Genomic DNA, 26,698 nt, shown 5'->3' with positions numbered 1-26,698 from the left:
TTATATCAAGAAAATGGCACCTAAGCCTAAGAACGCAAAGAAACCAACGACATCGGTAACGGTCGTCAATACTACCGAGCCAGCCACGGCGGGGTCAATGTTAAACTTTTTCAACGTGAATGGTATCAACGTACCCGATGCCGCGGCCGCCAAACTATTGAGGAAAATGGCACAGCAAATAATAAGCGCCAATGGCAAAGAGTCAAACACCATGTAAACGACACCCGCGATCACCAATCCCATAATTAAACCATTAATGGTGGCGATTTTTAATTCCTTATTCACCAATAGCTTCAAGTTACTTTGGTGCAAGTGGTTTAGTGCGATACCTCGAATGGCCACCGCTAAGGTTTGGCTACCCGCGATGCCGCCCATACTCGCCACAACGGGCATTAAGATCGCAAGCGCAACGACTTGCTCGACCACATTATCAAAAAGCCCAATGATGGCGGAGGCTACGAAAGCGGTCAGCAAGTTAATCACCAACCAAAGTGCTCTTAGCCTTGTCGCCACGCTTAATGGTGTGAACAAATCTTCTTCGCTTCGTACGTTTTCTGCCACTACAGCTTGTAGGCTGAGTTCGCGCAACGTAATCGCAATGGTCGCCATCGACAAGACGCCCATAATTTTGCCACCAGCCATGATAGGAAACCAATGTGCTCCACCATCAATCGAGACTTGTTTGCTGACGCTTTGAATCGTTTGAATATCTTCTAGAATTGGCGTAACTACGGTCAAGTCGGTAAGTTTGATATGATTTTCGTGCAGCAACAGGGTATGCGGCTCTATCGTACCAATCACACCACTTGCATCACGCACAATAATCAACCGCACAGGACTTTGCCCGCGTTTTAGCAGCTCGGTTTTGATGCCTCCTACGCTGTTTTTAGGGTTTGCGACCAGAAAGTGAGGCTCGGCATAACGTCCAACTTTGTTGTCTTCATACGACAATGCTTGTTGGATATGCGCGACCGACTCTTCACTTTGGTCGATAAGGTACTCATCCACAAACTCGGTCGGTAGAAAGTCTGCAAAGATGATCAGTTCCGAATCCGTGATGTACGCTAAGCGTTCATGTTGCAGCTCTTTGTTGAGTGATTGATGAATGTGCTTGGCGGTGTCGTATCGCAGCAAATTTAATACCGTCCAGTACTTCTCTGGCGGCACTGCTTCTATGACACGCTTACGGTAAGCAATGTTGACCGATTCCAAAATGTTCGCAATCTGTGCTTCTTGATAGTCTTTCAAAAAGCTCAAGTCTTCGGTCGATTCTATCGCTTTAATGATCTCAGCAAGCAAATGTGGCACTTTGCGGTTAATTTGCAATTGGTTGGAATCTATCATTACTTTTACCTATAGCTTTCACTACCACATTCGCCGCATTGACGATATGTGCTATCCGAAGGCATGAATTCTTGATGTTAAAATTCTAGGCGATAGTTGACTTAATTGCGGAATTTATATTTCGCTCGCAGAAACAAAACGCCTCTGCATCAGTTCATGGTATAGACTTGAATGTGTGTCAGGCTCATTCGCCTTGTTTGATAATGGAGTAATCAATGGCACCTGTATTTTTTCTGACTCAGCAGGCCGCCTTACCAAGTCGTAAGGTGCTTCGTAAAGTGATTCAATTTTCGACAGCGTTGGCTCAGCCTATTGTGGTTTTAGTGGAAGACCATCGCCGAAGTGAAGATCACGCATTCGCTCATTTTCTCAGTTTCAACTCTGACCATATAGAAAAAAGACAAGCTGAGTTTGAAGCTTGGACCTTAAAGTTCAACGCATTAATTGTCGAACTTTGTGAAGAAGAAGAGCTTGAAACGCCAACGCTCTCTTACGAGCATTTCAAAGGGAGTCATTGGGTTGAGCAAGTTGCGAAACGACTTGTTGACCACACTGACTTACTGCTCGTGGGACACTTTAACAAACACGAGATTCAAACGATGCTCACAGAACTAGCACAACAAGATTGCGACTTGTTGCTACTGAGTGAGCGTTCATGGCCTTCTCACGCCAACATGCTTTGTGCAATCGACCCACTTCATCGAGGGGATGAAAAGTCGATAGTAGATAAAGCCATCGTCTCGCGAGGCTCAAAATTAGAACAAACCTTAAGCGGGAAAATGACGCTCGTTTACTGCCGATACGTCGCGCCATACCTCTCTCGCTATCGTGCAGAGATATTAAGCAACCAAAAAGCAGGCATTACAGATTTTATTAGTGCGCAAAGGTTAACTCGAGTACCACTACTGCTGCCAGAAGGAAACCCTGAAACGGCGTTACCAAAAGCAGTTAAGCAATCACAAGCAGCGATTTTGATTATGGGGGCATGTAAACGAAGCATGTCATCTCAATTTTGGTCTGGCAGCACTGTAGACACGTTACTTGATCAACCACCTTGTGACCTACTGTTGGTCAACAGCTCCAAGGGCTGACTAGGTATTCCCTATTAACCTATCCTTTCAATACCAAGCGCAGTTATTGGCTCTTTACATCTTCTAACTGCGCGGCTTCATGTTCCGCGTTCAAGGCTTGTTTCTGCTGCTGTTTTATCTCATCCCAACTGCGTCCCGATTCAATCGCAGATACACGCTGCTCGTATTTAGTGCAGGCTCTTTCGAGTACTTTCTCAGGATCTATACCCTTTTCTCTTTCCAGCGCTTTTAATACGTTAAGGTAGTTCCACAACACATCGCCTAACTCGTCTTCCAAATGACATAGGCGATCCTCGCGAATCTCTTCGCGGACTTCATCAACTTCTTTGCCAATGGCCTCCAGATAAGTCTCTACGCCTTTAAACCAAGTATTGGTTTGGTCATATTGAGATTTTCTCGTCGCAATTGCATACAGCTCATCAAATTTCTTCATTGCCTCTCCGTAGAACACGTTTTTATTTATGCCTTTTTAGGACGAATAAACTTCCCTTTAGCCGTCACTCTAACTTCGCTTTCGACCCGCAATTGAGCCACCAGTTGATATATACCGCGTCGTTCACCTTCACAGTGTGCAGTAATCGTGACTCGATCATCTAACTGAATAGGTGCATGGTAGCGCACATCCAACTGCGCCGTAAGGGCTTGAATGTCTCTAGATAACAAACAATGCGTCATTGCACCATCGAGAAGCGAACTGGCAATACCACCATGCAACAGGTCTGTGTAACCTTGATGACGCGGTAAAACGTGAAACTCTCCGACAACAGAGCCATCGGCTAGGTATTGGTAGTTCACGGCCAAAGAGTTCGGATTCACATTAATTGAAGAACAAACCGCACATTGATGATGAGACTCGTGAGTGTAATGACAGTAGCTGTTTGTGGACATGATAGTTACTCGGTTTCTCAAAAGAGTAATTAGCATATGCCAATAATTAAAAAGAAACGGCGAGTAATCTTTGTTTGCATGTTGCAGGGCCAGCAACCTCGCTTTTCATAACACTAAATAATCATTTTAATAATTAACGATAATTTCCAGTTTATTTAGAGTGACGATATGGTTTGCATAGTGATTACGCAACGTTATGAAAAGGCGACTTATGAAGTTTCTCCACACGATGATCCGTGTAGCTGACCTAGACAAATCTATCGAATTTTATACAAAAGTTCTGGGAATGAGTGTTTTGGATCGTTTTGAAAACCAAGAATACCGTTACTCACTGGTGTTTGTTGGTAACCCTGATCAACCAGATGGCGCGACCATCGAGCTAACTTATAACTGGGATACCGACAGTTACGACTTGGGTAACGCATTCGGACACATGGCACTGGGGTCTGAAGATATTTACGCCGCTTGCGAAAAAATTAAAGCGCTTGGTGGCAACGTTACTCGCGAGCCAGGTCCAATGAAAGGCGGAGAAACTCACATCGCGTTCATTAAAGATCCCGATGGTTACCAAATCGAACTCATCCAAACTCAAAAATAACGAGGTTTCCTATGACAGACGCATTATTTCAACCCATTCAACTTGGCTCTCTCTCATTAAAAAACCGTATCGTTATGCCTCCGATGACGCGCTCTCGTGCTTCTCAACCAGGTAATATCGCTAACGACATGATGGCGACCTACTATGCTCAACGTGCTGAAGCGGGCCTAATCGTTGCTGAAGGCACACAAATTTCGCCAATGGGTCAAGGCTATGCATGGACACCAGGCATTTACAGCCCAGAGCAAATTGCTGGCTGGAAAAAAGTAACTGCTGCAGTGCACGAGAAAGGCGGCGTTATCTTCGCGCAATTATGGCACGTTGGTCGTGTGACTCACCCTGATAACATTGGCGGTGAGCAACCTATTTCTTCTTCTGCGCTAAAAGCAGAAAACGTGAAAGTATTTGTCGATAACGGCACAGACGAACCGGGTTTTGTCGACGTGGTTGTGCCACGTGAAATGACCAAACAAGACATCAAGAACGTTATTGAAGAGTACCGCCAAGCCGCACTAAACGCGATGGAAGCCGGATTCGATGGTATCGAGCTTCATGCAGCGAATGGCTACTTGGTTAACCAGTTTATCGATTCTGAAGCGAATAACCGCACCGATGAATACGGTGGCTCTATTGAAAACCGTCTGCGTTTTCTTGGTGAAGTGATAGAAGCGATGACGCAAGCTATTGGCGCTGAGCGCGTTGGTGTTCGTCTTGCACCATTCACTTCGTTAAATGGCACCGTTGATAGTACGCCAGTCGAAACCTACACCGCCGCTGCAGCGCTGCTTGATAAACTCAATGTGGTTTACATTCACATTGCAGAAGTGGATTGGGACGACGCGCCAGACACTCCGCACAACTTTAAAACCGCAGTTCGTGAGGCGTACAAAGGTACACTGATTTATGCCGGTCGTTACAACGATGAAAAGGCGCAACACGCGATCGAAAGTGGTTTAGCTGACATGATTGGCTTTGGCCGTCCGTTTGTTGCAAACCCCGACTTACCAAGCCGCATCAAGCATGGCTATCCACTGGCAGAACATGACCCTGCCACATTGTTCGGCGGCGGTGAAAAAGGCTTAGTGGACTACCCTGCGTACCACGCGGGTTAATTCATCTACGTAAAGCTGATTCGCAACTCGCGACAAACCAATAGCGAAACCAAAAGAACCTTGCTCTTCCCCCTGTAACGCCAAGATGCAGGGTTCTTTTTAGGCAAGCCATCAGAATTAACGTCTTTGACAAGATGTACAACCTCGACACGCAGAGCGCGTCTTTTTACTGAGCAAACTGCGTTGTACTTTACAGTAAGCATTCTTTAAAGCACGACGACCTGAAAACCAATCATCCGGTTTAGTGAGGATTAAGTAGCCGTGAAACCTCTTAACCAACTCGGTTCGATTGTTTTCGATAAATCGGCTATCAAACTCGATGTCGAAGTAATTCAAAGCCTCTTCGATACAAGTAAAGCTGGCAATTTTTTCCTGAATCGTATTCTCTGTCATCGTTTCTTTAGCGTAATCATTTTCAATGGAGTCTAAGTGCCTCGCGCTTTACGTTCTTTGATTTAGCGCTTCTTAAGATCATTCTTTATGGGTTTTCCATATTGAAATTCAATTTGGGAATTCGTTAACCCACCTAGCATTTTCATTTTGACAATCACTTTAAGGCACTGATTTAAATAAACATTACTTCTGGTTCATATTTTGCTCTACTTCATTAAACGGAATGTTGGAGCAACACGATATGACTTACAGAGCAGAAGTAGACGGATTAAGGGCGATTGCTGTCACGTTGGTGATTTTGTTTCATGCAGGAGTTGAGCAATTCGCTGGTGGCTTTATTGGCGTCGACGTGTTCTTTGTGATCAGCGGCTATTTGATCACTATCATCGTGATTAACGACTTAGAAAACCAGAAGTTCAGCCTTGGTGATTTTTATGAGCGACGCATTCGTCGCATACTCCCCCTCTTACTAGTGGTGATCGCCGTCAGCTATTTGATGTCTTGGTGGCTATTTTTGCCGCAAGCACACAAAGACGTTGGTCAATTTGCAGTGTCTTCCATTCTTTCCGCATCCAACATTCTTCTGTATTTAAAAGGCCACAATTACTTCGGTTTAGAAGATCAAGCCAACCCGCTGTTTCACACTTGGAGCTTGGGCGTTGAAGAACAATACTACATTGTCATTCCTTTGCTACTCATGCTACTCGCTCGTGGCAAAAACGCGTTTTACCTGACTTTTTTTATCACGGTATTTGCGCTGAGTTTGATGACTATTGTCTACGCGAGCAACGATCCTGATTTCGCTTTTTACATGATCTTCTCTCGTGCTTGGGAACTGGCAACCGGTTCATTACTCGCATTAGTGATGAGAAAAGTCCAAGTTCAATCTAACGATACTCTAGCAACCATTGGCATCGTTTTGATATTGGCTTCCGCGCTTTTGTTTGAAAAATCGCAAGATGGCGCGGGCATTACGCTGCTGGTGCCGGTCATCGGTAGCGCGTTGGTGATTTTGTTTGCCTCTAAAGACAATGTCTGCGGTAGATTACTGAGCCTAAAGTGGGTCGTGTTCGTCGGCTTAATCAGCTACAGCTTATACTTGTGGCACATTCCATTATTTGTCTTTTACCGCTACGTGTTGGACGCAACACAAGACGTCAATATCCCGCTTTACGTTATCGCTCTTTTTGTACTGTCTTACTTCACTTGGCGCTTTATTGAAAAGCCGTTCCGTAGCCGAAAAGCCATGAGCATGCGCACTGTGTCCGCGGTTATTGTGTTGTTGACGTTGCCCTTGCTAACGTTCGGCGTTATCGGTCATCAAAACGGTGGTTTTCCAGAAAGAAGCGTATTTTTCGAGGCCATGCGCGTTAACAACGGTTATGGTTTAGATTGCAACGGCAACACCAACGTTAACGATGTGTGCTCGTCTGCGCCGCAGCCCGCCATCGCTGTGTTAGGCAATAGTCACAGCATGGTTTACGTGAAGCGTCTATCCGAAGTAACACCAACTGGCGTGGTACAACTTACTCAAGATTCCTGTGCGGTCGGTTATGTCGACACCATCAAAGGCGCTGGCTCAGTTCCTTGCCGACAGTTCTTTAATGAGGCTGTCGATACCATTCTAAGTACCCCTTCCATTCGTCGCGTTGTTATCTCTTCTAATTTCAATAAAGAGCTTTCACAAGCCGATTATGAAGCATCATTAACCAAATTATTGAATGAACTGAAAGGAAAGGAAGTGGTCGTTTTTGGTCCAACCCCTTCTGCACCGTTTGCGGTAGGAGAATGCCTTTGGAAAGCGCGTTTGTTTGGCGAGACAGAAGAGTCTGCCTGCGACTTTTCTCCCAAACAACATCACCCTCGAAACGTGGCGAAGTTAGTGAACTACTTTGAGCAATTTGAGCACGTTGAGTTTGTCGACTTGACCGATGCCATTTGCAGAAGTGGCGTATGTCGAATGAAAGTTGGTACAAACAATGCGATGTATACGGATGACAGCCATTTATCTTACAAAGGTGCTGAGTTGGTGCTTGGGCATTACCTCAACACTACAAATGAAGAGCAACAGTTCACTTACGACCGACAATAACCAAGGAAATAAACTTTTATGCTTCAGCGCTTATCTCAGGTAAGCGCTGAATGCTTTAAAGCAAGACAAAACCAGCACGTCTATTTGAAAATGCGCGGATCAAACGCGAAATCGAGCTTTTCGGCTTTCTTGATGATCTCTTTTATTTTGGGATGATTTGGATTAACCACGTAGTTTTTATCACGAGGTGAAATCGTTGAAGGCACTTGCAGCGCGGCAAACTCTGGATGAGGATCATTGAGAAACTGATCACCAATGTACTGCGTAGACTCGCTCGCCGGTATTGCTCGCCACGTCACAGGGAGATCTTCTTCATCTAAGGTGGCGATGAGGTATTCTGGCATTTCAATACGATATAAATCGTAAAGTTTGGTGATAGCAGGATCGTTGTTTACGTGCACAAACACTTCCAACGAGCAAAGGGATTCCGATTCAGAGAAGTAGAGGGCTTCGGTTCCTTTTGAGTTCCATCGCCCTCCAAATAACTTTGCGCCAACGGGGCTGAATGGCGTGTCAGCAAATTTCTTTTGTGTGAGACGATAGAGCTTCATATTACGAGAATACCCCGTGCTCTAAACGGCCGATCAAATCTTTTACGATTTCAAAATCCACCGTGGTCGAGACCATATCAAGTGGACGTTTTCCACCTAAGCCATACACATTCTCTCTCATCCATTTTAACGCGCGCTCTTCGTCGTCAAACAGTTCTGTCGCGAGTTTCAATAACATCGCTAATCGATAGATTGCATCACTTTCTTGCGTATTGAAGCGCTCATCGTTTTTTAGACGACGCTTGATCGTGCTAACAGGTATCAATGTGACGTTTTGAAACTCACTCTGAGAAAGCTTCACACGCTCAACAATATTGCGATACACCTTTGGCTCAAAGCCTTTGTGAACCGCATCAGTGCGACCTGTTTCAGCGTCTTCAATACCCAACATAAACCAGAAATTGGCTTTATGAGGTTGTTTCGGTTTGAAGCTTTTTAATGCTGCAGTTGCCATATCAAGCTCCTATGGTTCATATGGTCCAGTTATTATGGTTCAAATGAGCTTAACTTTCAATCAAAGTAACAATCAAAGTAAAAAGATAGGTAAAGAAAAAGGCGAGCTTTTCGCCCGCCTCTCTTACTTATTCATCAACCCATCTACCGACGGGCATCGTTTCACTTATTGCAAGTCAAAACGATCCGCGTTCATGACTTTCGTCCATGCGGCGATGAAGTCATGGATGAATTTTTCCTGATTATCATCTTGCGCATACACTTCCGCATACGAACGCAGGATCGAGTTTGAACCAAAGACAAGATCCACTCGAGTAGCCGTCCACTTCACAGCGTCGGTTTTACGATCACGGATTTCATATTGATTAGCACTCACTGGTTTCCACGTATATGCCATGTCAGTAAGGTTCACGAAGAAATCATTCGACAAAGTGCCTACTCGGTCAGTAAATACGCCCTCTTTTCCACCGCCGTAGTTACTGCCTAGAACACGCATACCACCGATAAGTACCGTCATTTCTGGCGCCGTTAGCCCCATAAGCTGAGCACGATCTAATAAAAGCTCTTCTGGCTTAACCGCGTAGTCTTTCTTCAACCAATTTCGGAAACCGTCAGCAACAGGCTCAAGTACTTCGAACGATTCCACATCCGTCATCTCTTGGGTGGCATCACCTCGGCCTGGCGCGAATGGTACGGAAACATTATGACCTGCGGCACGCGCAGCCAGTTCAATACCTACGTTCCCAGCAAGCACGATAGCGTCTGCAACACTACAGCCCTCTTCTGCTGCTATTTTTTCTAGCACAGCAAGAACACGGCTTAGACGTTCAGGTTCGTTCCCTTGCCAATCTTTTTGCGGAGCCAAGCGAATTCTCGCGCCATTTGCACCGCCTCGGCGGTCAGAGCCACGGTAAGTACGCGCACTATCCCACGCCGTACTTACTAACTCACTAATGGATAGGCCACTTGCTTCGATTTTTGTTTTTACTAAATCAACATCGTAGTCTGTCTTACCTGCGGGCGTTGGGTCTTGCCAAATAAGATCTTCGCTTGGCACATCAGGGCCGAAATAACATGATTTTGGTCCTAGATCGCGGTGTGTCAACTTAAACCAGGCACGAGCAAAAACGTCATCAAAGTACGCAGGGTCATTTTGGAACTTTTCTGCAATCTTACGATATTCAGGGTCCATTTTGAGCGCCATATCGGCGTCGGTCATGATTGGATTGTAGCGCTTAGAACCGTCTTCAACATCGACAGGCTTGTCTTGTTCTTCAATGTCGATTGGCTCCCATTGCCATGCGCCAGCTGGGCTCTTTTTCAGTTCCCAGTCATACTTAAATAGTAGGTGGAAGTATCCGTAATCCCATTGTGTAGGGTGTGTTGTCCAAGCACCTTCAATACCACTCGTTACCGTGTCACGGCCAATGCCACGTGTTTTGTGATTAATCCAGCCAAGACCTTGCTCATGAACGTCTGCTGCTTCGGGCTCTGGGCCAAGGTTTGCGGCATCACCATTACCATGACACTTACCCACCGTGTGACCACCAGCTGTGAGCGCGACGGTTTCTTCATCGTTCATTGCCATTCGCGCAAAGGTCACTCGCATGTCATGTGCTGTTTTGAGAGGATCTGGGTTACCGTCTACCCCTTCAGGGTTCACATAGATAAGACCCATCATTACCGCAGCAAGCGGGTTTTCTAAATCTCGCTCACCAGAGTAGCGGCTGTTATCAGCGTCACTTGTGGCTAACCATTCTTGCTCAGAGCCCCAGTAAGTGTCTTTTTCTGGGTGCCAAATGTCCTCTCGTCCAAACGCAAAGCCAAAGGTCTTAAAACCCATGGATTCGTACGCCATGTTACCGGCAAGGACAATCAGGTCTGCCCAACTTAGTTTGTTGCCATATTTTTTCTTGATTGGCCATAAAAGGCGTCGAGCCTTATCGAGGTTGGCGTTATCTGGCCAAGAGTTGAGAGGAGCAAAGCGTTGGTTGCCTGTAGCAGCACCGCCACGGCCATCCGCAATACGATAACTGCCCGCTGCATGCCATGCCATTCGGATCATTAAACCACCGTAGTGTCCCCAGTCGGCAGGCCACCAGTCTTGGCTATCAGTCATTAAATCTTTTAAATCTTTTTTAAGTGCTTCGACATCTAGCTTTTTCAGTTCTTCTTTGTAATTAAAGTCCTGACCAAATGGGTTGGTTTTGGAGTCGTGTTGATGCAGGATGTCTAAGTTCAAGGCATTCGGCCACCAATCCATCACCGACTTATCTGTAGATGTTTGCCCACCATGCATAACTGGACATTTACCTACCGAACCGCCGTTTGCTTTGCTCATATAATGCTCCTTCGTGTCGTGGTTGTGGTAACCACTCTTTGTTATTCAATAAATCGAATATCCACCTCAAACAGCGTAGTTCATACACTGTTTTTTTAGTTAACGCCAAGTCAAAATTTCAAACATTTCAGCGAATAAATAATTGTTATCAAACATGTACCTATATGCAGAAAATATGGATAGAGATCAGTTTAAGTCCATACCTGAATACTTAATCCCAGACAGCCTCGCCATGTTGTGATCCCAGGTCGCTAAATCATGATGACTAAATTCATTCAGAGCGTGATGACCACACGCCCTCGCCATGACTTTCATGAGCTCGACCGAGGATTCGAAGAAATTTTTCAGTTGCTGGGATGACTTTTCAACGTCGAGACGCTGCCTCAAACCGGCATTTTGTGTCGCAATGCCTGCCGGGCAATTATTGGTGTTGCAGATGCGAGCCGCGACACAACCGATCGATTGCATCGCACTGTTTGCTATCGCTACTCCGTCTGCTCCAAGTGCCAACGCTTTGACAAAATCCGTAGGAACTCGCAACCCACCGGTGATGATTAATGTGACACGGTCACTTACGCCTTTTTCATCTAAGTACTTACGTGCACGAGCTAATGCAGGGATGGTGGGTACACTAATATGATCACGGAACATAGTTGGCGCCGCACCCGTGCCACCACCGCGACCATCTAAGATGATATAATCAGCCCCAGCATCAAGCGCAAACTGAATGTCTTGCTCAATATGGTTGGCACTGAGTTTAAATCCAATTGGAATACCGCCTGTGATGCCACGAACTCTGTCAGCAAACTTTCTGAAATCGTGAGTAGTGTGAAGATCTTTGAACGTTGGTGGTGATATCGCTGGTTGTCCCTCGGGGATGCCTCTCACCTGAGAGATCTTACCTACATTTTTATTTGCAGGCAGATGACCACCCGTGCCCGTTTTTGCTCCTTGCCCGCCTTTGAAGTGAAACGCCTGAACATTAAGAAGCTTAGATTCGTCGTAGCCAAATTGAGCACTAGCAAGCTCATAGAAATACCGTGAATTGGCGGCTTGCTCTTCCGGTAACATGCCACCCTCACCAGAGCAAATCCCAGTCCCTGCCAACTCTGCACCTTTTGCTAGTGCAATTTTCGCCTCTTCAGAAAGTGCGCCAAAACTCATGTCCGACACCAACAAAGGAATGGCGAGTCTGAGCGGCTTACGCGCGTTTGGTCCCACAATCAACTCGGTAGACACAGGAACGTCTTCCAACAACGGTTGTGTCGCCATTTGCGCCACCATGATTTGTATAGCATCCCAATGTGGTAGCAAATGCCTAGGAACCCCCATTGCAGCCATCGGACCATGATGACCGAGTTTAGAGAGTCCTTCTCTCGCTAATTGGTGGATAAACTCGAGGGTTGGTTCTTCTTGTGTAGCAGACGCTGTTGGTTTGTCTCTTTTCTCTCGCTTTTGTTCCGGTCCCTCTTTACCGACTTGCTCTGCGGTAAATCGCTTGTGTGTACCATCACAAAAAGGAGCATTGGCGGTATGCTTACATTGGCAGAGATAGGCATCTTCGTCTTTTTCCGCACTAAAGCTCATTGGCTTTAAGCCGGTTCCCGAATGAGACCCATCGCAGTAAGGTTGTTTTTTAGAACGCCCACATCGGCAGAAGTAATATTCTTGCCCAGCTTTCAACTCTACTTTGATCGGCTTGTTATCAGCGATGATTGGCTTGCTCATGTTGCCCCCTATTTATTATTGTTAACCATGCTTTCTCGCTGGCTTGCAATAAGCGTAGAACAGGAGCGTAAAGAGCGTCAGTGTCGCCGAGTAAAATGCGCGATTGTCGCCCGACTAACCTATACTTTTTATGGGTCTCATACACGTGGAGGCTATATGACGATTGCAACCCGATTAGATGAATATTTGACTGAGCATAACATTCACTTTCAAACCGTGAATCACAGCCACAGTCATAGCTCGCTACAAAGTGGTGTTGCAGCAGGTGTGCCTTTAATGAATATCGCAAAAGGTGTGATTCTAGAGGATCATGAAGGGCGTCATATGATGGCGGTCTTACCTGCCAACAACAAAATCAGTTTGTCGCGATTAAACGACGAATTTAATGCCACCTTCCACTTGGTGAAAGAGCGTATGGTTTACCGACTCTTCACCGATTGTGAACACGGCGCTATTCCACCGATTGGTAGCCCTTACCACATGTCGACAGTTTGCGATGAAAGACTGGCAAACTTGGAACATGTCTACCTTGAAGCTGGCGATCATGAAACTCTGATTAAGCTGGACAGAAAGGCGTTTAAAGAACTGATGAACGACTGTAGATATCTAAGATTCAGCAGTGAAGTTCTGCATTAAACTTGCCAAAATCTCTCGACATTTCCTGAACAAGGCTCTTTCAACAAGAGCCTTTATTTGTTGTGTTGGTAGCACGCGAAGGAAGTTTCTCGAACTTTGCTGCCCAGCGTTTCAGAGCATATAGAAACAAAAAACCGCCTATTCGGGCGGTTTTTTTATCAATCAAATCATAATTATTATCGAACAAAGATCTTTTGGATCGCTTTTATCGCCATAGCCCTACGGCGCATTAATACGCTCGTTCTTGGCAACCATTTCGGTGTGTAAAGAATGGTTTTCGCATGACTAAAAGTTCTGAATCCTTCCTCTCCGTGATAATGCCCAATACCCGATTCACCAACGCCACCAAAAGGCGCATCTTCAGCGCCAACATGTAAAACCGTATCATTAACGCCGACGCCACCACTGTGGGTGTTGCGTACAATATGTTTGATGGTCGATTTGTCGTCCGACATAACATACAGCGCAAGTGGTCTTTGGTGCTGATTAATGTAGTCAATCGCTTCATCAACGGCATTGTAGGGCTTAACAGGTAGAAATGGCCCGAAGATCTCCTCTTGCATGATTCGCATATTCGGCGACACATCCGTGACCAAATGAGGATACAGAAGTCGTTCCTCTTGGGGCGACGCCTCAACAGTGTGAAGGTTAGCACCTTGCGCTTTTGCATCCTCAAGTAGCGCAGTCAAACGATCATATTGTCGTTGGTTGACAATATGGGTCAGCTTTTGATTCTTGTTGGATTTTAAATAGAGCTTTTCAAAACGTTTTAAGAATAGCGAAATGAACTCTTCGACACGTTCTTGCGGTACAAACGCGTAGTCAGGCGCGACACAAATCTGGCCTGCATTAATGCATTTACCAAACAAGACAGCATCAACGGCTTTCTTCATGTCTGCATCTTTTGCAATGATCACCGGGGACTTTCCACCCAACTCTAACGTCACCGGGGTAAGGTTTTCCGCTGCCGCTTTTGCCACTGCGCGACCAACACTCGTAGAACCCGTGAACAAAAGGTGATCGAATGGCAGTTGGCTGAATGCTTGTGCGACGTCTGCTTCACCCTCAAAAACTTCGACATACTCAGACAACCCACGGCAAATATCGACGATGACTTTATTGGTTTTTGGCGTAAATTCGCTGAGCTTCATCATCACGCGGTTGCCAGCAGCCAATGCTGTCACTAAAGGCGCAAGGCTCAAAATCACAGGAAAGTTCCACGGTGAAATGATCCCGACGACACCTAACGGTTGATACTGAACGGTGACTTTAGAAGGTGCGAGCAATAAGCCGGATTCGCGCTTGCTGGGTTTGCACCATTTTTTTAGTCGTTTGAGGGTATAATTAATATGCGAGACCGTTGGCAAAACGTCGGTCATGGCGGTATCAAATTCTGAGCGATAGCCAAAATCGTCACTTAACGCTTCAACCAGCGCTTGTTTGTTCTCAAGCAGCGATTTTTTTAACAAAACGAGGCGCTGTTTACGTTCATCCAAACTAGGATAAGGCTCGGCTGCATATGCCGCTTTTAAGCGTTCGAGGCTTTGCTGTAACAAGTTATCTACTTCAACCTCTGTGATTGCGTTCATGATGCTTCTCCTAGCCTAGTTTCTGCCAATGACGCCCCAAGTTAACACGAGCGCAACAATGTTACTATTGTAGCGCTCGTGAAGTTAGAGTTCGAACTCTGATTAAAATATTTCTGGGGTGGATACTACATCAAACGTAGTTCATAAATGCCTAGTCGTTGAGAGCGGTCAAGCATATCGAACTCATGATCAACGTATTCTTTTAATGTGGCGCCTGCACGCTCAGCAATATTGATGCTAGCGATGTTATCTTCCATACAATGGAACTGAATGAATTGTGCGTGCCCTTTCTTCTTCAAGAAAGGGATCAATACTGCGAGTACTTGATCAATCACACGATGGCCTCGCCCATTGTTGGCAAGCCAGTAGCCAATTTCAGTAACACGTGTATGTGAATCCACACCTTTAATGCCAATAACACCCGTAAGTTGCTCATCAAAATAAATTGCGCACCAGTGGGAATCCAGCGCGTTACTGTTCACTCGCTGGGAAATGTAGTTAACGGCCTCTCTATGATTCGTGACAGAATCCGTCCAAGGTAGATAGCCCTCAAGGCTCTCTCGGTGAGTGTTCACAACCTCTAGTAAAGCGGACGCGTGTTTCGTGTTGAGGGGCTCAATTGAGACCCTTTGCGAGACGGAAAAACGCTTCTGTAAGTGATTTCCTTGATACGTCTCTTGGCATGTGACTTCATCCATAGATGTTATTCCTTTTTATTGTGAACGCTCAGCGCAAATCCTAACGCTTCATTTTATGAGAACAAACCTCTCTATAAAAACTAATCAAAGCCGTTGCCGCTCATTTAGCCCTTTTGATCGATCAGCGTAAATGGCGTTAGTGATGCCACATCTACATAATGTTTCCATACATGTTCATAGAGGTGATGCTGATTGGCAAACGGAGCCAGCTGCTTAGCTTCTTCAAGCGTACACCAGCGATACTCTGTATGCTCTTCGTTAAAAACAACTGATTGGTTAGGCGGACAAAATAGCACAAAACATGGGATAACCATGATACGGTTATTTTTTGCTTCGTAGAACTGCTCTAGAAAGTCTGCTGTATGTAACTCAACTTGGTCAATTAGTGTCTCTTCTTTTAACTCTCTTAAAATGGTTTGCCACCCGGCTTCACCCGCTTCGATACCACCTGCAACGTGGCACCAATAGCCACCTTTTACGCGTTTGAGTAACAGCATTTTTTCTATGCCATCAATTTTTGAAATGACAACGCCTGAAACATGCGTTGCTTTTATCGGGATCATGTAAGCTCCTTAAATATCGAGTTTTTATTGTTACGCTGAAGAGAGGCAGATTAATTGCTACGTATTCTACTGTTTATTCATCTTGTCGACAGAAGTGTTTGAGTTGAGAGGATTTAATCACTAACTAAGTATGCTAAAGTGAGATCTGTCGCAACAAATGAGCAGTAAAATGTCCAATTCATTCAACACTATGATTCCCATCGGTGTGCGCTTTATGGTGCTTTCCGCGTTCGGCTTTGCTCTGATGTCGGCTACAGTAAAGCACGTCGGCAACTACGGTATCCCCGTTTTTGAAATCGTTGCAGCAAGAGCGCTCGTTTCACTTATCATTAGTTATTTCGATGTAAAGCGAAAACGAATTTCTGTATGGGGCAATAATAAGCCATTACTATTTGCACGCGGTGCTGTGGGCACGATGGCTCTGATGTGTGTATATTATTCAGTGACCACCTTACCTTTGGCAGAAGCGACGATATTCCAGTATATTCATCCGGTATTTACTGCACTACTCGCCGTATTTTTCTTGAAAGAGCGCATCCAGCCGTCAACTTTCCTTTGTATTGCGTTGTGCTTACTCGGCATCTATATCATGGTAAGCCCAGAAACTGGGCAAGGCTCAGATAGCGCTTTACCAATGTTTAGCGTCATGATTGCGATCTTAGGCGCATTTGGTAGCTCAATTGCCTACGTCATTGTCAGAAAACTGAGTCAGACAGAAGACAGCTCAGTGATCATTTTCTATTTCCCGTTGGTTGCTCTCCCCGCTTCACTCTTACTGATTGGCGACGATTTTGTAATCCCCGATCTATATCTGACTTTCATGTTGGTTCTAGTTGGTGTCTTTACCCAAATTGGGCAATTGGGGTTAACCAAAGCGATGCAAACTCAACAAGCGGGTAAAGCCTCCGCTTATTCGTATATCCAGATCGTATTTTCTGTGTTGTTAGGCATCATTTTCTTTGGCGAGGTTCCGATCATTTGGACGTACGTCGGTGGCGGTCTGATTGTTACAGGCACATTAATTAATGCGTTTGGTCATCACTTACGGTTACCTTTTGTTAAGCGCAACGCTTGATATACCTACCTAGAACCGTAAACACGACATTTAGAAAAACAGCCAGAGTGACTCTGGCTGTTTTGTGTTTAGCCTAACGTTAAGCTGATATTTTTAACCCTGCGATACCAGCGACAATCATTAGCAAGCTTAAGGCTTTGATAAGTGTTGCTGGCTCATTGAACAGATAAATACTCACGACTGCCGTGCCTATTGCGCCAATCCCTACCCATACGCCATAAGCAATGCCTAAAGGCAAGGTTCTTAACGCAATGCCAAGCAACCAAAAGCTCAATAACATAAAGACAATAGTGAATGCCGAAGCACCGAATTTGGTAAACCCTTGTGAATATTTAAGACCGACAGCCCATGCGATTTCACACAAGCCCGCAATGAAGAGAATTCCCCAAGCCATGTCACATTTCCCAACGAGATGGGGTCGTCCCCGAGAAAAGATAGAGCGGTGAGGTCGTCCTCACTTCTGATTGACTGCTTATTATATACAGAAATTTAAACATAAAAAATAAAACACGGCGATAAGCATACAACTCAAACATCTCATGCACGCTTAAATTCTACGCTTTTCTTTTTAACGGTGGCGGACTCTCTATTTCGCATCAATAACGACACCGTTTTTTAACAATTTACATATAACCTTCTGGTGTTGAAAGTGTTGCATTTATTGCACAAATCACACAAAAACTAATTGAACATGTAAATATGAAAACGTTTGTGTGACTAATATCGCTTAAAACAATGACTGATGACTTTAATATTCAGCCGAATTAATTATAAGGTATGACGTACCCATGAAAGCAATCAAAACCTCTATCGCTGTCCTTGTTGGCGCCGCTCTACTATCTGGATGTAATGACGATACTGAATACGTCAATGTTCAGCCTAAAGAAGTAAAAATAGCGACTTACAACCTCTCTTTTGACCGCGCTACCTTCGAAACTTTGGTAGATGAAATGCAAATTGAACCAACGCAGCAAGCTGCGTTGGTCACCTCTTATTTAGACGGTTCAATCGCAGCCGAAGACAAAACCACTGCGGAAAAAGTCATTCAAATTCGTAACGTTGCAGCAATCATTCAAAAGAATCGTCCTGATGTCCTCATGATGGCGGAATACAACAACGATGGAACAGGTAAAAACAAAGCAGCCATTGAAGGATTCCAGAAGAACTACTTGTCTGTCGCGCAAAGTATCGATGGCGCGGGCGGTGAAGCAAACCTTGAGCCTATTGAATACCCTTATGCTGAATCTTATTCAACCAATACAGGGTTGTTGAGTGAGTTTGATCTCGACAACAACGGAACCGCAGGTCAAATGCCAGGTGATGCATGGGGCTTTGGCATGTACCATGGTCAATATGCATTTGCCCTTATGTCTAAGTATAAAATTGACACGGCAAACACACGTACATTCCAAGCATTTAAATGGAAAGATATGGAAGGTGCGAAAATTCCAACCATTACTATCTGTGACGGTTCGCAAAAGATTCCAGACGGCATGAAGTGTGGTGATGAATGGTACTCAGCGGAAGAGTGGGATCAAGTGCGTCTATCTTCGAAAAATCACGTCGACGCGCCAATCATCATTCCAACACGCAATGGCGAGGAAGTTGTACACTTGTTGATGTCTCATCCTACTCCACCAGTATTCGACACCGGTAAAAACAAAGCGCAAAACGCAGCAGAAGTGGAGTTTTGGCATCATTACATTCAAGGCAAAGACTATTTTTACGACGATGCGGGTAAAACAGGTGGCTTAACGAACGGCGCTAAATTCGTAATGATGGGTGATCAAAACCTTGATCCAGTGGCTGGTGACGGTATTAGCTCTGTAATGCAAGAGCTGCACAACGATCCATTGGTTAACCAAACCGTGATGAATGGTGAGCTTTACCCAACAAGCTTTGGTGCAGCTGAACACGCTGTTGACCGCAGTTCAACTCACCCATATCCGAATCGCATCACTTCAACGTTTGGCTTAGGGGTAGACTATGCCTTGCCTTCAGCAAATTTGAATGTAATAGACTCTGGTGTGTACTGGTCAGCGTCTTATGAAGAGGGCCGTAAACTATTTAACGATGCACGTATCGGTAAGTATGGTGATGGTAAGGATGTATCTTCCGACCATCGCATGATCTGGATTAAAGCACAGTTCTAGACTGCATAAAAAAAAGCCAACCACAAGGAGTCGTGATTGGCTGTATATATTTGTGAACAAGATGGTTCACTAACAACGTCAGTTGGCTAGGTGACCCTCGGCTTAGAAAGGGTCACTCATACTAAAGCATGAGGCGTGCCAACTTTTCAGCGCACAAAAACAGGTTGTTATTTAATCACTTTCATTAAAACTTAACCAATAGCTACTGTTTGCTCACAGAATAAATTGCAATTTGCAAACTACCATTGGCATTTCGCAATAAACCTGATCTTTAGCTCTTGCTTTTATTGCTTCCTAGCTAAGTCGCGTGCAAGGATTAACGCAAGTCCGAATACTTGCAAGAAGAGTCCGATATTCTTGTACCAAGCGATCTTTTCATCCTGCTTTGCCATTACCTCATTGAGCCCTACATTCTCAATGTAGTAATTATCGATGCGGTCTCTATACGAAGCTTGTGCCTGATTTATCTTTGACATCAGTTGAGGAAGTTGATCAATTTTTATTTCATCCGACTCGTTGAGAACCCAAGAAGATAAATGCCCTGCTAATACCTCTTCTAGCTCTAAAGGTATCGCTACGCTCTGACTTATGTGCACATGCAGCAGTAAAGCTTCTCTTTTCCTTTCTAGGGTTTCCACACTGTTCCATGCGAGTTGGATGGAATACAAGTTTTCTGCTGTTTGCTCTGCGAGCTGCGAGTGCTGTTTACCCAACTTATCAAGGACTAAGCTAGTAACGATGATCGCGCCAATATTCAGTACTAATCCAATCAGAACGAGTACCCAAGGTGGTGGAATGTAACGTCGCAGACTTACCATAACTTATCGTATGGCAGGTAAATCATATTTAACACAACCAATGAAAGTATCACCAGAAATGTCACCTGCATCCCTCTAATGCGCTTTTTCAAGTCTTTTTTCAATATGCCTTTAGCATGAATAACTCGACCAATTACAAAAATAATACCGGTGAGATGTATCCATGTTGGGTAAGCACTATTAAATTCTAAAAGTGCCATTAAAATCAGGGTGATGGGGATATATTCTGTCGCATTACTCTGGGCACTACGAGCAATTTGTAGAGCCTCTACCCCACCATCGGCATAAGCAATTTGATTTAAGCGACGTTGCTTAATTACTTGAACAGCCAACCAAATAATGAGTATTGCGAGAATGTTGGCATACAGAGCTGTGATCATATGTCGTCCTTCTTGATCTGGTTTTCACTTATATAAGCGTGTCACTTGGCTATAACTATAGCGGTATCATTATGATAATGCGTCAAATAATCTCAAGTTATGATTTCTATTCGGGCAAAAAACGAAAGCCAATGCTTTATGGTATTAAAAATGCCCTCGAATGAGGGCATAAGAATAAAGAAGCTAATATGTGAGAATATTGAAACCACTAGTAAGGGGTGTTTGACCAGCTTTTTGCGCCGATGCCCTTTGATAATACTTTCAAAAATTGTGAACAACAGCCCTACCCAAATAAATGCAAAGGTCACCGCTTTCACTTCGTCAAACAACTCGCCAAAAAACATAACTGCCAACACAAACTGCAAGCTTGGCTCGATGTATTGCATTAGACCGACGGTTGATAAATTAGTTATACGTATTGCGATAGAATAAAATACGAGTGGTAAAAGTGTGATAGGTGCACTGCCAAAATACAAAAGCAATGTTGTGGTATCTGTGCCCGAAGCCAGTTCACCAGTTGCCCATTGTTTATAGAGCAAATAGGCGAGTGCAACTGGAGTCAGTAACAACGCCTCAACAAACAAGGTTGTACTCCAGTCATAATTTATCTTCTTCTTGTACAGCCCATACAAAGCAAAGAACAACCCCATCGTTAGTGCGATAACGGGCAGCTGACCATAGTGAATCACTTGATACATAACACCAATTGTTGCCAGCACGATTGCAATAAGTTTGCCTTTTGAGAGCCTATCCCCAAGAATAAATACGCCCAGCGCAACAGATACTAATGGTCCAATAAAGAAGCCTAAGCTGGCATCGATGACCCGATGATGGGTCAAAGCCCAAGTGAACGCACTCCAAGAAATACACATCAAACTGCTCGCCACAAACGTGTACCACAAGGATTTTTTATCAAGCCAGATTTCTTTCCAATTCAGCCCTCGACGGGTTATCCCAAGTACAATTAGAAACCCGACAGGTACAGACCCAATGATTCGCCATGCTAGCAACTCATCCATAGAAGCATTCGGTAAATAACGATAATAAATTGGTAGCAATCCCCAGATCACAAAGGAGAATGCTGCCATAAAAGTGCCATAACGAGTGTTATTCATAAAACTATCGCCCATCTAAACGACCAATTTGGCGTAAGTAAACAAGTCCGCCATACATAAAAAGGAATGCAATCCCGCAGTGGCTTTATGATGCAGATGGCATTATTGGCTCAACGCTTGTACGACGGCGGTAAAGCCACTCACAAAACACAACATAAGTGCCCCAAACCGAATCTTTTCTTTTGGTAACGACTGGGTAGTTTTCATTGCTAGCCAGTAACCAAGCGCCGCAGCAGGTAATAGAGGAATAGTAATGACCAAATGATGCAATGTGAAGAAGCCCACTGGGATTTGTACTATTAGTGAAATAATCGAACTGAAAACAAAAAAAGCCGATAAGTTGCCGCGTAACTGATTTGCTTCTTGATGCTGCAACAATAACGCCATCGGAGGGCCTCCAATCGCAGAACTGGTACCAAACAACCCAGAAAAGAAGCCAGCACATGTCATACGCGAAGGCGTAGGCTCAACCCGAAACGGTAAAACACTCACCAAGACTGCAAACAGCACCAACAAACCAATCCAAAGCGTGAGAGTTTGTGTAGATACAAAAAAGAGTAGCAAGCCACCAGCAATTGATCCCGGCACTCGCCCAATCAACGCCATCTTTAAGCCGCCGATTTCAACACTACTGCGGTGCTTCATCGCATTCATCAACGAAATAAATAACGCGACTAAACAGATTGGCGCAGGAACATATTCTGGCGCCCAAAGAATCAGTAAAGGTGCGGCAACAATAGCCAAGCCAAAACCGATTGCGGTCTGGACATAAGAGCCAAGAAATATCAAACCTATTGCAAGGAAGTTTATCGAATCGAATTCCATTTAGATTATTCTTATATTTGAAAAATAAACACAAAAACCAAAGCACATTCACATGGTGAATACCTCAGGCATACTGCGATATGAATTCCGCGTAGCATTCATCAAAGTGAATAAAAAGACAATCCATTTGTGCGGTTCGCCCTCATTTGCATTTTGTATTTCATTCCGCTTATGTACATGTTTGCTTACATCGAAGAGGATTCATGCTCGCCTGTTCACGCAGCATTTCTTCAGCGGAATTAATGACCTCTTAAAATCTAGCAGAATTAAACCCGTGAATTCTCCATTGCATTTAATGGATTAAGTCAATTAGTGCGGCGTCGGTATAGCACTTTACAACTCACCTCTTTATACTACTGATCGATTTATCATTACCGTACTTATTTACACAATAAACAAGTGTACGGTCAGTGTTTTTCTACCTTTAACTTGCTGTGAAAATAATATGAAAAAACAAACGGGATTTACTCTAATAGAGTTAGTCGTAGTTATTGTCGTGCTCGGTATTCTTGCTGTCACTGCCGCGCCACGCTTTTTAAACCTTCAAAGCGATGCACGTGAAGCACGTTTGGAAGGAATGAAAGGCGCTATTGCGTCAGCATTAGGCGTGGGTTATGGGAAAATGGCGATTGCGGGATTGGAAAGCAAGCCTTACGTTTCAAACTTCGTAGACAGTGCTTTAATGGCAGATTTACCATTTGACGGCTGTAATATTGGTGGTTCAAAGCGCTGTGTTTTTTTATATGGATATCCTGATTCTGATAGCGAATCGATGAAGTTACTCGTGCAAGGACTGAACGAAGAAGACTCGGATTGGAAAACATTTCATCACCCGGCTGGTTCAACAACTCGCGAAATGGTCATTGCTGCAGCCGACGAAAAAAGAGCTAGCCTTACACAATGCGGAATTTTATATGGGCCACCGCAGACTCCAAACGAGAGTTACACCTTAGATATTCTTCCCTGCCCTCAATAAAAATAAGGCTGCCAATCGGCAGCCTTATTTGTTTCATCTGATCGGTTTTTTACGCAAAGTTAAACACGTATTTATCCATCATATTCACCATGCGGCCAATCTCTGGCTTGGTAATCGTATCATTTGCGCCAAGAGATAGTGCTTTCGCTCGGTTATCCTCACTCATCAATGACGAGAACATAATGATCGGCATTTCATGAAACGCTTCGGTATCGCGTAGTCTCTTCACTAAGTGCATACCATCCATTCGAGGCATTTCTACGTCCGTAACCACCGCATCTAATAGCTCTTTAACTGGCAAGTTTTCTTCTTTCGCAACCTCGATCAAGCTCATCAACTTCTCATGCGCCTCACCACCGTCTTTACATGTGATCACATTGTAGCCTGAAGAAGCTAATGTATCTTGGATCAAAGAGCGAATAAATGCTGAGTCATCCACCACCATGATCGTTTTAGCATTACGCTTACCGACCATTCTCTGGTTGAGATCCACCGACTTGTCCCCTTTCACATCGTACTTTTCCATACTCAGTTCTGGGTTGATGTCTGCGATGATTTTTTCAAAGTCGAGAATCATGATCAGGTTGCCTTCTTTACGGACAACGGCCACTACACAGTCTTGTTCGCCCGCTTCCAAAAACTGACTTGGTGATTCCACATCATTCCAAGAGATACGATGAATACGCGAAATGCTGTCAATTAAGAAGCCATTGGTCATTTTGTTGAAATCCGTAACGATTACAAACTTGCGCTCCAGATCTTGTCGTGTTGGCACACCTAACCAACCAGCTAAATCCACTAAAGGCGTCAGTACATCTCTGGATGAGAACACACCAATCATATGAGGTTGTGCGTTTGGATAATCGGTTGTTTCTGGCACGCGAATCACTTCTCGTACTTTCGCAACGTTAATGCCGTAATAACAAGTTTTTGTGCTGCCATCTGGCAATGTTTTTTCTAAATGAAACTCGATGATTTCAAGCTCATTGGTACCACTTTCTGTCAAAATGGTGCTGGTTACGTTACTCATAAAGCCAATTATCCAACCAAAAATACGCATCAGAAAAAGTTTGATGCAAACGCCATGAGAAGCCATTCTCTGGCTAAAAATCCAAAAGTCCTTTTTAGTCGTTACAACAAAATTTGTAAACCATCAAAAGGACGGCTAACGCACATTTCCATACCAAACCATGTAAAATTGTCTCATTTTTGAACACGACATTATGAGTGGCCAAAGTGCGAATTAACACCTCCACTTTTAGCGACCGAGTCAATGAAAAGTTTAGAAATAATTTGAAGTGATGTTCAGCGTCAATAGCCAAACCTATCCAACAGATATCAGTGCAAAGTTGGCTACTGTGCTCATGCCTGGTGTAGAACAAGCTCTCTTCAAGTGGCATGGTATAAAACTGCGCTTGTGAACACACGAGTTTAAATCGAAGCGCTAGAGGCATCGCAAGAAAATCTGAAGGCATAGAACACTGAAAGAACACTTTCAGTTTGTTAGTTTTCTGTCAGCGTAAGTTTTAAGCAATCATCCTATCACTAGGTATTTCAATACCTGACATCGTTATTCCCATAATCAAGACACTGATTTTCACTTTTGGAAAGAGTCATTTTCCTTCCTCTTAGCAAGGTTTTTCCTACAATCCTATTCATCCAATTGCGCTGTCGCCTGACAGCACACTAGTTGATGTATTAGGTGAGGTTAACTTTGAATAATGTTCTTATTATCGACGCTCAACCATTGTATAGCGAAGCACTTGCTTCTCTAGTTGAATCTATAATCAACGCAGCTGAAGTGATTCAAACCACTGACAGTGCGGAAGTGATGGATCTTGTCCGAGGCCAAAAGATTGATTTGATTATTTTAGACGTAGTGCTTGGCGACCGCGATGGTATGCGTTTAGCCAAAAACATTTTAGCGACAGGATATCGTGGCCGACTGTTATTTGTTTCTTCACGTGACTACTCGAGTCTTTCTAAAGCAGCGTACGAAATGGGCGCAAATGGCTTCTTAAGCAAACATGAAACAAGAGAGACCATTATTGACGCAATTGTGAGTGTTTCACGCGGTTACTCAATGTTTAAGTCGACTCACACACCATCGTCGGGTAACGTAACACTTTCAAATCGCGAAGCCATGGTGTTCCATTATCTTGTACAAGGCTACTCAAATAAGAAGATTTCTGAACAACTTTCACTCAGCGCTAAAACAATCAGCACCTACAAAACGCGTATTCTGAAAAAGTACCATGCGGACACGTTGATTGAACTTCTGCATACTATTCCTCAGTCAGAAAACATTGAGTTTTGCCGCTAAGCGCTCATGTATTTTGCAATAGCACCGATTAACAACTGGTGCATTGCATCATGTCTTAAGCTTTGCTTCACCTGTACAACCACTTTTGGCCAGCCATCTGGGTAAAAATGCTCTGGCACTCTTATAAATTTATATCCATCAATTGGCGCCTGATATTCAAGTAATACGGTTGCGGCGCTTTTTTGCTTAATTAGCTTCAATACGCTGCTTACGTTGTCTAGAGCCGCAATACGGTTGATGACCATACCGTGGCTTTCCATTGCACGCTTAACGAGCTGCTCTTTCTCTTTCCAACCGATAATCTCTAACATGATAAAGGGAAGTTTGGCCGCTTCTTCCAGGGTGGTAATTCCCAGCTCTTCAGGGACAACTAACACAGCAGGCGCATAGCCGATGAACTTCTGATAAACAGATTTCGGAACATCCTCGTTGAAGTAATGTAATTGCGCATCCACTTTGCCTAGGATTATCTCTTCTATCGTATACTCTGTAATCGTTGCTATCGAAATGTGCGCCTTGGGAAACAGCGCCATTAAATCCATTGCAAGTAAATGCCCAAATGAGTATTGAGCGGTTTGCGGTAAACAAATGGTGATGTCTTTTTCGTAATTTTCCGGTTCAAACTCATCTCTAATTAGACAAGTTTCAAGCTTCTCGAGTGCATCGGAAATTTTAGGTAATTGACGTTTTAAATAGTCCGTCGGTTCCATGTGGTGAGGATGCCGAATAAACAATTCATCGTTTAGCTGGAGTCGCAATCGGGCAAGGTATTTGCTAATTGACGCTTCGCTCTTCCCCATCGCTTTCGCAACGGGCTTGAGCTGACGGTGCTTATCCAGTAAGACAAGTATTTTAAGTAAGTTTAAGTCGAGATCTTTGTTCACGTGCGACACCAGATGTAAGGTCGATAATAAATAGAGCAATCACTATTTGTTGACTGCTCTAATATAAAAGAC

26 protein-coding genes and 1 pseudogene are annotated in these 26,698 nt (G+C 44.3%); 9 read left to right on the top strand and 18 right to left on the bottom strand.

All coding sequences use genetic code 11. The annotated features are described in order from the left end of the window. On the bottom strand, positions 1-1,344 hold the full coding sequence (locus R8O10_RS03290) for a magnesium transporter (RefSeq protein WP_047101467.1): 1,344 nt from the start codon (positions 1,342-1,344) through the stop codon (positions 1-3). 215 nt (positions 1,345-1,559) lie between these two features. Here R8O10_RS03290 and R8O10_RS03285 point away from each other — a divergent pair, with 215 nt between their 5' ends. Beyond that, entirely contained in the window at positions 1,560-2,435 is an 876-nt protein-coding gene (locus tag R8O10_RS03285) for a universal stress protein (protein ID WP_047101465.1), read from the top strand. 43 nt (positions 2,436-2,478) lie between these two features. Here the strand turns inward: R8O10_RS03285 and R8O10_RS03280 are convergent, their stop codons facing one another. Then, entirely contained in the window at positions 2,479-2,868 is a 390-nt protein-coding gene (locus R8O10_RS03280; protein WP_047101463.1) for a MazG nucleotide pyrophosphohydrolase domain-containing protein, read from the bottom strand. A gap of 26 nt (positions 2,869-2,894) precedes the next feature. Further along, positions 2,895-3,323, bottom strand: a complete 429-nt coding sequence (locus tag R8O10_RS03275) for a PaaI family thioesterase (protein WP_031781242.1) — start codon at positions 3,321-3,323, stop codon at positions 2,895-2,897. 211 nt (positions 3,324-3,534) lie between these two features. Here R8O10_RS03275 and gloA point away from each other — a divergent pair, with 211 nt between their 5' ends. Together gloA and R8O10_RS03265 are read left to right on the top strand one after the other, a co-directional pair. Continuing rightward, complete coding sequence (gene gloA, locus R8O10_RS03270) at positions 3,535-3,921, top strand: lactoylglutathione lyase (protein WP_005376490.1); 387 nt, start codon at positions 3,535-3,537, stop codon at positions 3,919-3,921. Positions 3,922-3,932: 11 nt separating this feature from the next. Continuing rightward, positions 3,933-5,033, top strand: a complete 1,101-nt coding sequence (locus R8O10_RS03265; protein ID WP_136977151.1) for an alkene reductase — start codon at positions 3,933-3,935, stop codon at positions 5,031-5,033. A 117-nt stretch (positions 5,034-5,150) separates the two neighbouring features. Here R8O10_RS03265 and R8O10_RS03260 read toward each other — a convergent pair whose 3' ends face one another. Beyond that, complete coding sequence (locus tag R8O10_RS03260) at positions 5,151-5,426, bottom strand: nitrogenase-stabilizing/protective protein NifW (RefSeq protein WP_033906505.1); 276 nt, start codon at positions 5,424-5,426, stop codon at positions 5,151-5,153. 241 nt (positions 5,427-5,667) lie between these two features. On the opposite strand from R8O10_RS03260, the gene R8O10_RS03255 reads away from it, so the two are divergent. Further along, positions 5,668-7,518 carry an acyltransferase family protein gene (locus R8O10_RS03255; RefSeq protein WP_318191099.1) on the top strand — a complete coding sequence of 617 codons (1,851 nt, stop codon included), beginning with the start codon at positions 5,668-5,670 and terminating at the stop codon, positions 7,516-7,518. Positions 7,519-7,598: 80 nt separating this feature from the next. Here the strand turns inward: R8O10_RS03255 and R8O10_RS03250 are convergent, their stop codons facing one another. The 4 genes from R8O10_RS03250 to R8O10_RS03235 all read right to left on the bottom strand — a co-directional run bounded on the left by R8O10_RS03250 (position 7,599) and on the right by R8O10_RS03235 (position 12,591). Next, positions 7,599-8,069 (bottom strand): RES family NAD+ phosphorylase, encoded by a 471-nt coding sequence (locus R8O10_RS03250; protein ID WP_064369281.1) that lies wholly within the window; start codon positions 8,067-8,069, stop codon positions 7,599-7,601. A gap of 1 nt (position 8,070) precedes the next feature. Further along, positions 8,071-8,523, bottom strand: coding sequence for an antitoxin Xre/MbcA/ParS toxin-binding domain-containing protein (locus tag R8O10_RS03245; protein ID WP_017820987.1), 453 nt, complete (start codon positions 8,521-8,523; stop codon positions 8,071-8,073). 165 nt (positions 8,524-8,688) lie between these two features. Next, positions 8,689-10,863, bottom strand: coding sequence for a catalase/peroxidase HPI (katG, locus tag R8O10_RS03240; RefSeq protein WP_065275255.1), 2,175 nt, complete (start codon positions 10,861-10,863; stop codon positions 8,689-8,691). 186 nt (positions 10,864-11,049) lie between these two features. After that, positions 11,050-12,591 (bottom strand): glutamate synthase-related protein, encoded by a 1,542-nt coding sequence (locus R8O10_RS03235; RefSeq protein ID WP_318191098.1) that lies wholly within the window; start codon positions 12,589-12,591, stop codon positions 11,050-11,052. A gap of 156 nt (positions 12,592-12,747) precedes the next feature. Here R8O10_RS03235 and R8O10_RS03230 point away from each other — a divergent pair, with 156 nt between their 5' ends. After that, a complete protein-coding gene (locus tag R8O10_RS03230) occupies positions 12,748-13,227 on the top strand; it encodes an aminoacyl-tRNA deacylase (protein ID WP_005376501.1) in 480 nt (159 codons plus the stop codon). 176 nt (positions 13,228-13,403) lie between these two features. On the opposite strand, the gene R8O10_RS03225 is transcribed toward R8O10_RS03230, so the two are convergent. The 3 genes from R8O10_RS03225 to R8O10_RS03215 all read right to left on the bottom strand — a co-directional run bounded on the left by R8O10_RS03225 (position 13,404) and on the right by R8O10_RS03215 (position 16,077). Further along, the gene (locus R8O10_RS03225) at positions 13,404-14,816 is read right to left on the bottom strand and encodes a coniferyl aldehyde dehydrogenase (protein WP_151515627.1); all 1,413 of its coding nucleotides are present in this window, start codon (positions 14,814-14,816) and stop codon (positions 13,404-13,406) included. A gap of 125 nt (positions 14,817-14,941) precedes the next feature. After that, complete coding sequence (locus R8O10_RS03220) at positions 14,942-15,514, bottom strand: GNAT family N-acetyltransferase (protein ID WP_031781379.1); 573 nt, start codon at positions 15,512-15,514, stop codon at positions 14,942-14,944. A gap of 104 nt (positions 15,515-15,618) precedes the next feature. Continuing rightward, entirely contained in the window at positions 15,619-16,077 is a 459-nt protein-coding gene (locus R8O10_RS03215; RefSeq protein WP_226084127.1) for an NUDIX hydrolase, read from the bottom strand. A 169-nt stretch (positions 16,078-16,246) separates the two neighbouring features. Here R8O10_RS03215 and R8O10_RS03210 point away from each other — a divergent pair, with 169 nt between their 5' ends. Further along, positions 16,247-17,152 carry a DMT family transporter gene (locus R8O10_RS03210; RefSeq protein WP_318191097.1) on the top strand — a complete coding sequence of 302 codons (906 nt, stop codon included), beginning with the start codon at positions 16,247-16,249 and terminating at the stop codon, positions 17,150-17,152. A 79-nt stretch (positions 17,153-17,231) separates the two neighbouring features. Here the strand turns inward: R8O10_RS03210 and R8O10_RS03205 are convergent, their stop codons facing one another. Further along, positions 17,232-17,546, bottom strand: coding sequence for a DMT family transporter (locus R8O10_RS03205; RefSeq protein WP_005376506.1), 315 nt, complete (start codon positions 17,544-17,546; stop codon positions 17,232-17,234). Positions 17,547-17,940: 394 nt separating this feature from the next. Between R8O10_RS03205 and R8O10_RS03200 the strand changes: the two genes are divergently transcribed. Then, entirely contained in the window at positions 17,941-19,305 is a 1,365-nt protein-coding gene (locus R8O10_RS03200; RefSeq protein WP_318191096.1) for an endonuclease/exonuclease/phosphatase family protein, read from the top strand. A 284-nt stretch (positions 19,306-19,589) separates the two neighbouring features. Here R8O10_RS03200 and R8O10_RS03195 read toward each other — a convergent pair whose 3' ends face one another. The 4 genes and pseudogenes from R8O10_RS03195 to R8O10_RS03180 all read right to left on the bottom strand — a co-directional run bounded on the left by R8O10_RS03195 (position 19,590) and on the right by R8O10_RS03180 (position 22,443). Continuing rightward, the gene (locus tag R8O10_RS03195; protein ID WP_318191095.1) at positions 19,590-20,123 is read right to left on the bottom strand and encodes a DNA mismatch repair protein; all 534 of its coding nucleotides are present in this window, start codon (positions 20,121-20,123) and stop codon (positions 19,590-19,592) included. Beyond that, on the bottom strand, positions 20,117-20,503 hold the full coding sequence (locus R8O10_RS03190; RefSeq protein ID WP_005376510.1) for an MAPEG family protein: 387 nt from the start codon (positions 20,501-20,503) through the stop codon (positions 20,117-20,119). Before R8O10_RS03190 ends, R8O10_RS03195 begins: the two co-directional genes overlap by 7 nt. 212 nt (positions 20,504-20,715) lie before the next feature. After that, positions 20,716-21,618: pseudogene (gene rarD / locus R8O10_RS03185) on the bottom strand (EamA family transporter RarD); the annotation flags it as partial. A 102-nt stretch (positions 21,619-21,720) separates the two neighbouring features. After that, positions 21,721-22,443, bottom strand: a complete 723-nt coding sequence (locus R8O10_RS03180; protein WP_005390054.1) for a sulfite exporter TauE/SafE family protein — start codon at positions 22,441-22,443, stop codon at positions 21,721-21,723. Positions 22,444-22,888: 445 nt separating this feature from the next. On the opposite strand from R8O10_RS03180, the gene R8O10_RS03175 reads away from it, so the two are divergent. Beyond that, positions 22,889-23,419, top strand: a complete 531-nt coding sequence (locus tag R8O10_RS03175; protein ID WP_005376513.1) for a prepilin-type N-terminal cleavage/methylation domain-containing protein — start codon at positions 22,889-22,891, stop codon at positions 23,417-23,419. A 49-nt stretch (positions 23,420-23,468) separates the two neighbouring features. Here R8O10_RS03175 and R8O10_RS03170 read toward each other — a convergent pair whose 3' ends face one another. Next, on the bottom strand, positions 23,469-24,449 hold the full coding sequence (locus R8O10_RS03170; protein WP_025998672.1) for a chemotaxis protein: 981 nt from the start codon (positions 24,447-24,449) through the stop codon (positions 23,469-23,471). Between the two features lie 684 nt (positions 24,450-25,133). On the opposite strand from R8O10_RS03170, the gene R8O10_RS03165 reads away from it, so the two are divergent. Next, on the top strand, positions 25,134-25,742 hold the full coding sequence (locus R8O10_RS03165) for a response regulator transcription factor (RefSeq protein WP_017635344.1): 609 nt from the start codon (positions 25,134-25,136) through the stop codon (positions 25,740-25,742). Here the strand turns inward: R8O10_RS03165 and R8O10_RS03160 are convergent. After that, on the bottom strand, positions 25,739-26,626 hold the full coding sequence (locus R8O10_RS03160) for a LysR family transcriptional regulator (RefSeq protein WP_025767842.1): 888 nt from the start codon (positions 26,624-26,626) through the stop codon (positions 25,739-25,741). The genes R8O10_RS03165 and R8O10_RS03160 overlap by 4 nt on opposite strands. Positions 26,627-26,698 lie beyond the last annotated feature (72 nt).

It is taken from the genome of Vibrio sp. 1727 (assembly GCF_033344415.1).
Lineage (GTDB): Bacteria > Pseudomonadota > Gammaproteobacteria > Enterobacterales > Vibrionaceae > Vibrio > Vibrio alginolyticus.
The sequence above is the reverse complement of the archived record's forward strand: the minus strand, read 5'-3'. Positions and strand labels throughout refer to the sequence as shown.